Here is a 5,255-nt window from a genome sequence, read left to right on the forward strand (position 1 = left end):
ACGCCCGCAAAGTAGACGCGCCATCTTGGCGCGTTCTTTGGGCCAACGAAAACCCCAAGAACGCGCCAAGATGGCGCGTCTACTTTTCCGGCCCTCCCGCAGCCCTCACTTCATAGGCAGAATTCCCGCCCACGGCGGTCCGGGGCTCGCAACGACTGAGAAACCGAGCCTCAGCAATGACCGCGGAAATACACGTCATTGCGAAGGTGCGCAGCGCCTGAAGCAATCTCTTGCCCGCCAACGCTCCGATTCCAGCCCGTCTTATCCGGCGCTTTGGGAATGTCTTGATCTGCCCGGGGGGCTTTGCTAGACTCCCTCCCGGCGCGTTTCAGGCCGGTTTCCGGCCCAGACCGCGCGCGCAGGGAGACACCGCCATGCCCGCCGTTGACCATGCCGCCTATGTCCGCATGCTGGACCGCGCCCTGTCCGGGGGCTTCGCGTATCCGGCGATCAATGTGCTGGAGCTGACCAGCCTGAACGCCGCCATTGAGGGCTTCGAGGCGGCGGGCAGCGACGGCATCGTCCAGATTTCCGTGGCGGCGGGCATGCATGCGTCGGGCCCGGCGAAGAACCCCGTGCTGGGGGCCATCACGCTGGCGGAGCACGCGCGCCGGATGGCGGAGCGGGCCGGGGTCCATGTGGCGGTGCATTCCGACCACTGCCCGACCGGGAAGGTGGACAGCTTTCTGAAGCCCCTCATCGCCGAGACGGCGCGGCGGCGCGCGGCGGGGCTGCCGAACCTCTTCCAGAGCCACATGTACGACGGCAGCGACCTGCCCATGCGCGAGAACCTGCGCGTGGCGGCGGAGCTCATGGCCCTGTGCCGCGAAAACGAGATCATCCTGGAGGTGGAGGCGGGCGTCGTCGGCGGCGAGGAGGACGGCATCTCCGGCGCGCCGAACGCGAAGCTCTACACCACGCCCGAGGACATGCTGCTCGTGCATGAGACCCTGGAGCGCGACGGGGGCCGCTGCCTGCTGGCCGCCACCTTCGGCAATGTCCACGGCGTCTACAAACCGGGGCACGTCAAGCTGATGCCCGGCATTCTGAAAGAGGGGCAGGACGCCGTGGCGGCGAAATATGGGGACACCGCGCGCATGTGGCTCGTGTTCCATGGCGGCTCGGGAACGAGCACGGAGGAAATCCACGAGACCCTGGGCTACGGCGTGGTCAAGATGAACGTCCACACCGACACCCAGTACGCCCTGACCCGCGCCGTCGCCGACCACATGTTCACGCACTACGCCGGGGTGCTGAAAGTGGACGGCGAGGTCGGCGTGAAACAGGACTACCTCGCCAGCACCTGGCTTGACAAGGGGAGGGCGGGGATGGTGGAGCGGGTGGTTCAGGCCTGCGAGGAGTTGAAGTCTTCCGGAAGAAGCATGGGGTCTAGGGTCTAGGGTTTAGGGTTTGGGAAGAAAAGGAAGGGATGGGGAAGATGGGCATGAAGAGTTACCGGGACTTGGAGGTTTGGAAGCAGGCGATGGATATGGTGGTCGCGGTATACGGGTTGACCGGCGAGTTTCCCGCGCAGGAGAAGTACGGGTTGGCGAGCCAGATGCAGCGTGCGGCGGTGTCTGTGCCCGCGAATATCGCGGAGGGGTATGCGCGTCTCCATCGGGGGGACTATGTGCATCACCTGAGCATGGCGCGCGGCTCTTTGGCCGAACTGGAGACACACATCACCCTCGCCGTCCGTCTCGAATACGTTCCCCGCGAAAAGGCCGTGGAAATATGGAACACCACCCAGGAAGTGGGCAAAATGCTCACAGGACTCATCTCCTCGCTGCGCCGCCCGTCGAAAGGTTCCTTGCCGCCTTCCCAGACCCTAAACCCCAGACCCTAGACCCTGGAGTCAAAAACATGAAGCAATATACCGCCCAAAACCTTCTCATGCCCCCGTCGCCCCGTCCGGACGACCCGGGCTGTATCCTGTCCATCACCCCCGAAAGTGCCGGATGGGAGTACATCTCCTTTCAGGTCCGAAAACTGGCCGCAGGGGCTTCGTGGTCCTTTGAGACCGGGGAGAACGAGCTGGCGCTCGTTAACCTGAGCGGGCGGTACACCGTGGTGTCCGACAAGGGGACGTGGTCGGGCATCGGCGGGCGGACATCGCCTTTTGAGGGGGCGGCGCACGCGCTGTACCTGCCCCGGCGCACGGCGTTCACCGTGACGGCGGAGGAGGCCGGGGAGTTCGCGGTCACCTGGTGCCCCACGGACGAGGACCACGCCCCGTGGCTGATCCGCCCGGAGGAGGTGCGGATGTCCCTGCGCGGCGGCGACAACGTCTCCCGGCAGATCAACGACCTCCTGCCGCCGGGATCGCCGGTGCACCGGCTGGTGCTGGTGGAGGTGTACACGCCGGGGGGAAACTGGAGCAGCTACCCCCCGCACAAGCACGACGCGCACGCGGCGGACGCGGACGGCGCCCTGCTGGAGGCAGACCTCGAGGAGGTCTACTATTACCGGATCAACCCGCCGGAGGGCTACGCGTTCCAGCGGGTTTACACGGACGCCACCTGCCCCCTGCACCGCGCGGGATTCCCCATAGACGCCGTGGTCCTGGCCACGGACGGCTGCGCCGTGCTGGTGCCCGAGGGCTACCACCCCGTGGTCAGCGCGCCGGGCTACACGACCTACTACCTGAACGTGCTGGCGGGCAGCGCGCAGAGCCTCATGGCCCGCGACGACCCCCGCTATTCCTGGGTGAAGGAAACCTACCGCGGCGGCGACGACCGTTTGCCGCTTTATTGACCCGGGCCGAGCGCCCGGCGGGAGAAGACGATGACGCAGGAAAAAGTGTTTGACTCCGTGCACATGGGCCGGTCGTCCATTGACCTGTACAGCGACGATGTGGGGGCGCCGTTTCCGGAGATCACGAAGTTTGCGGCCTATGTCGGCGGGTCGCCGTTGAACATCAGCGTGGGCGGGCGGCGGCTGGGGATGGACACGGCGGTGCTCACGGCGCTGGGCGCGGACCCCGTGGGGGACTTCATCCTCCGCTTCCTGGAGAAGGAGGGGGTGGAGACGGCCTACATCCCCCGCAAGCCGGGGCACCGGACCAGCGCGGTGGTGCTGGGCATCGAGCCGCCCGACCGCTTTCCGCTGGTCTACTACCGCGACAACTGCGCGGACATCGAGCTGACGATTGACGATGTGCTGGCTGCCCCGGTGACGCGATGCAGGTTCTTCCAGTTCGCGGGCACAAACCTCTCGAAGGAGCCCAGCCGCAGCGCGACCTTCTTCGCCGCCGAGCAGGCGCGGGCGGCGGGGGCCGAGGTGGTCTTCGACATTGACTTCCGCCCCGACCAGTGGCACGACCCGCGCGCCTTCGGCGTGATGGCGCGGGCCATCCTCCCGCTGGTGGACATCGTGCTCGGCACGGACGACGAGATCAACGCGGCGATGCTCCAGGACCCCGCGCAGATCACCCTCACCCACTCGCAGGTGTCGGACACCAAGGTGGCGGGCGATGTGGACGCGGGGATCGCGGCGCTGCTGGCGCGCGGGCCGAAGGCGCTGGTGCACAAGCGCGGGATACACGGCGCCCGGGTCCACCTGCGGCGGGAGGACGGCGGCGTGGACCAGATTGACGCGCCGGGCTACCCCGTCGAGGTGTACAACATCCTCGGCGCGGGCGACGCCTTCGCGGCGGGGTTCCTCTGCGGACGGGTCCGCGGGCTGGACTGGCGGCAGTCCGGACGCCTCGGCGCGGCCTGCGGCGCCATCGTCGTGACCAAGCACGGCTGCGCCAATTTCATGCCCACCTGGGACGAGGTGATGGCCTTCGTCGGCGGGCGCGGCGGGCTGTAAGCGCGCGCCAGGCGTTCTTTCACACGCTGCGGAGCGCGGCCCGCAGTTTGTCGAGCATCGGCGGCACGGCGGTCAGGGGGTCGGCGTCCTCCTCGTACTCCAGCGCGACATAGCCGCGGTAGCCCGCGTCGCGGAGGATGCCCGCGATGCGGGCAAAGTCGGCCTCCCCCTTCTTGCCGTCCACGTTCACGGCCGCCTTCACCTGCACGTTCAGCGCCTTCGGCGCGAGCTGGGCCATGTTCGCGTAGGGGTCTCCGTGGAAGTTCCCCGTGTCGAGGTTTACGCCGAGCCATTCGTGGTTGACCGTGTCCAAAATGCGCAGCACGTCGTCGGCGGTCTCCGTGAGGTAGCCGTGGTTCTCGATGGCGAGAAAGACGCCCCGGGACCCGGCATAGTCGCAGGCCTCCCGGATGCCCGCCACGGCGCGGTCAAAGGCCGCCGCCCGGTCCGTCTTCTTGTCCTCGCGGCCTGCGAAGATGCGGATGACCGGCGCGCCGATCTCGACGGCGTTGCCGATCCAGCGCTTCATGTCGGCCATTTCCCGCGCGCGGTCGTCCCCCTCGGGCAGGCAGAAGTTGTTGCCCACGGCGGTGCCCGAAATCTCGACCCCCAGCCGGAAGGCCTTCGCCTTGAGCGAGTGCAGATACGCGGGCTCCTCCGAACTGAAGTAGTACGACGTCGGCTCAAAGGCGTCCAGCCCCCAGTCCGGACACCGGTCCAGCAGGTCATGCAGGGTCATGGCGCCCTTCTTCTCCCCGCGCGGCAGCAGGTCGCGGAACGAGTAGGCCGCCAGACTGAGGCGCAGGGGGGCCTTTCCGGCGGCCTCCGCGGCCCGCGCGGGTTTCGGGCTCACCGCCAGGGCGCACGCCAAAGCCCCGCCGCCCGCCAGCAACTGTCTGCGTGTGGTCTTCATGCCGGACTCCTCCAAGGGGTTTCGTCCATTATAGGCGGGCGGAGGGCGGGGAAGGCAATGCGGGGGACGAACCGACAGAAGGTTGCCGCCATGGGCGGGGCGGTCGCTTCCTGTCAGGAGGGCCGTGGCGGGAACGAGATTGCCGCACTCGCTTCGCTCGTTCGCAATGACGCGTCTTTTCGCGGTCGCTGCAATGACATGTGCCTTCCCGTCATGGCGAGCGAAGCCATCTCTTGCCCGCCACGGCCCGCCGCCAGCATGTCATGGCGAGCCCCAGACCGCCGTGGGCGGGAATTCTGTCCATGAAGCTATGGATACGGGTGTCCTTTCCCTCTTCACCCCGGAGGGGTGAGGGCCATTAGCCGGTGGTTGAGCGTCAGCGACACCACCGGGAACGGGTGCCCCCTTTTCCTTTCTGGCACCCCGGCAGGGGTGCGGGACTCCGGGGTCAACGGGAACCGACGTGTCCTGAACCCCTGCCGGGGTTCTTGAAAAAATGGGAGGGGGGCCTGCTGTCCGGTGGTATCGC

5 protein-coding genes are annotated in these 5,255 nt (G+C 67.3%); 4 read left to right on the forward strand and 1 reads right to left on the reverse strand.

Translation table 11 applies throughout. The annotated features are described in order from the left end of the window. The first annotated feature begins 374 nt into the window (after nucleotides 1-374). From fbaA to iolC, 4 genes are all read left to right on the forward strand, one after another. On the forward strand, nucleotides 375-1,400 hold the full coding sequence (gene fbaA, locus GXY15_13670) for a class II fructose-bisphosphate aldolase (GenBank protein NLV42255.1): 1,026 nt from the start codon (nucleotides 375-377) through the stop codon (nucleotides 1,398-1,400). A 38-nt stretch (nucleotides 1,401-1,438) separates the two neighbouring features. Next, on the forward strand, nucleotides 1,439-1,846 hold the full coding sequence (locus tag GXY15_13675; GenBank protein NLV42256.1) for a four helix bundle protein: 408 nt from the start codon (nucleotides 1,439-1,441) through the stop codon (nucleotides 1,844-1,846). A 17-nt stretch (nucleotides 1,847-1,863) separates the two neighbouring features. Continuing rightward, nucleotides 1,864-2,754 (forward strand): 5-deoxy-glucuronate isomerase, encoded by an 891-nt coding sequence (gene iolB, locus GXY15_13680; protein ID NLV42257.1) that lies wholly within the window; start codon nucleotides 1,864-1,866, stop codon nucleotides 2,752-2,754. Between the two features lie 63 nt (nucleotides 2,755-2,817). Beyond that, nucleotides 2,818-3,813 (forward strand): 5-dehydro-2-deoxygluconokinase, encoded by a 996-nt coding sequence (gene iolC, locus GXY15_13685; GenBank protein NLV42258.1) that lies wholly within the window; start codon nucleotides 2,818-2,820, stop codon nucleotides 3,811-3,813. A 19-nt stretch (nucleotides 3,814-3,832) separates the two neighbouring features. Here iolC and GXY15_13690 read toward each other — a convergent pair whose 3' ends face one another. Then, on the reverse strand, nucleotides 3,833-4,726 hold the full coding sequence (locus GXY15_13690) for a sugar phosphate isomerase/epimerase (GenBank protein NLV42259.1): 894 nt from the start codon (nucleotides 4,724-4,726) through the stop codon (nucleotides 3,833-3,835). Nucleotides 4,727-5,255 lie beyond the last annotated feature (529 nt).

The organism is Candidatus Hydrogenedentota bacterium (assembly GCA_012730045.1).
In the GTDB taxonomy this organism is placed as follows: Bacteria; Hydrogenedentota; Hydrogenedentia; order Hydrogenedentales; family CAITNO01; genus JAAYBR01.

Coding starts and splice junctions, on each gene's coding strand:
- iolC (NLV42258.1), top strand. CDS start 2,818: ATGGGCCGGTCGTCCATTGACCTGTACAGCGACGATGTGGGGGCGCCG.
- fbaA (NLV42255.1), top strand. CDS start 375: ATGCCCGCCGTTGACCATGCCGCCTATGTCCGCATGCTGGACCGCGCC.
- iolB (NLV42257.1), top strand. CDS start 1,864: ATGAAGCAATATACCGCCCAAAACCTTCTCATGCCCCCGTCGCCCCGT.
- GXY15_13675 (NLV42256.1), top strand. CDS start 1,439: ATGGGCATGAAGAGTTACCGGGACTTGGAGGTTTGGAAGCAGGCGATG.
- GXY15_13690 (NLV42259.1), bottom strand. CDS start 4,726: ATGAAGACCACACGCAGACAGTTGCTGGCGGGCGGCGGGGCTTTGGCG.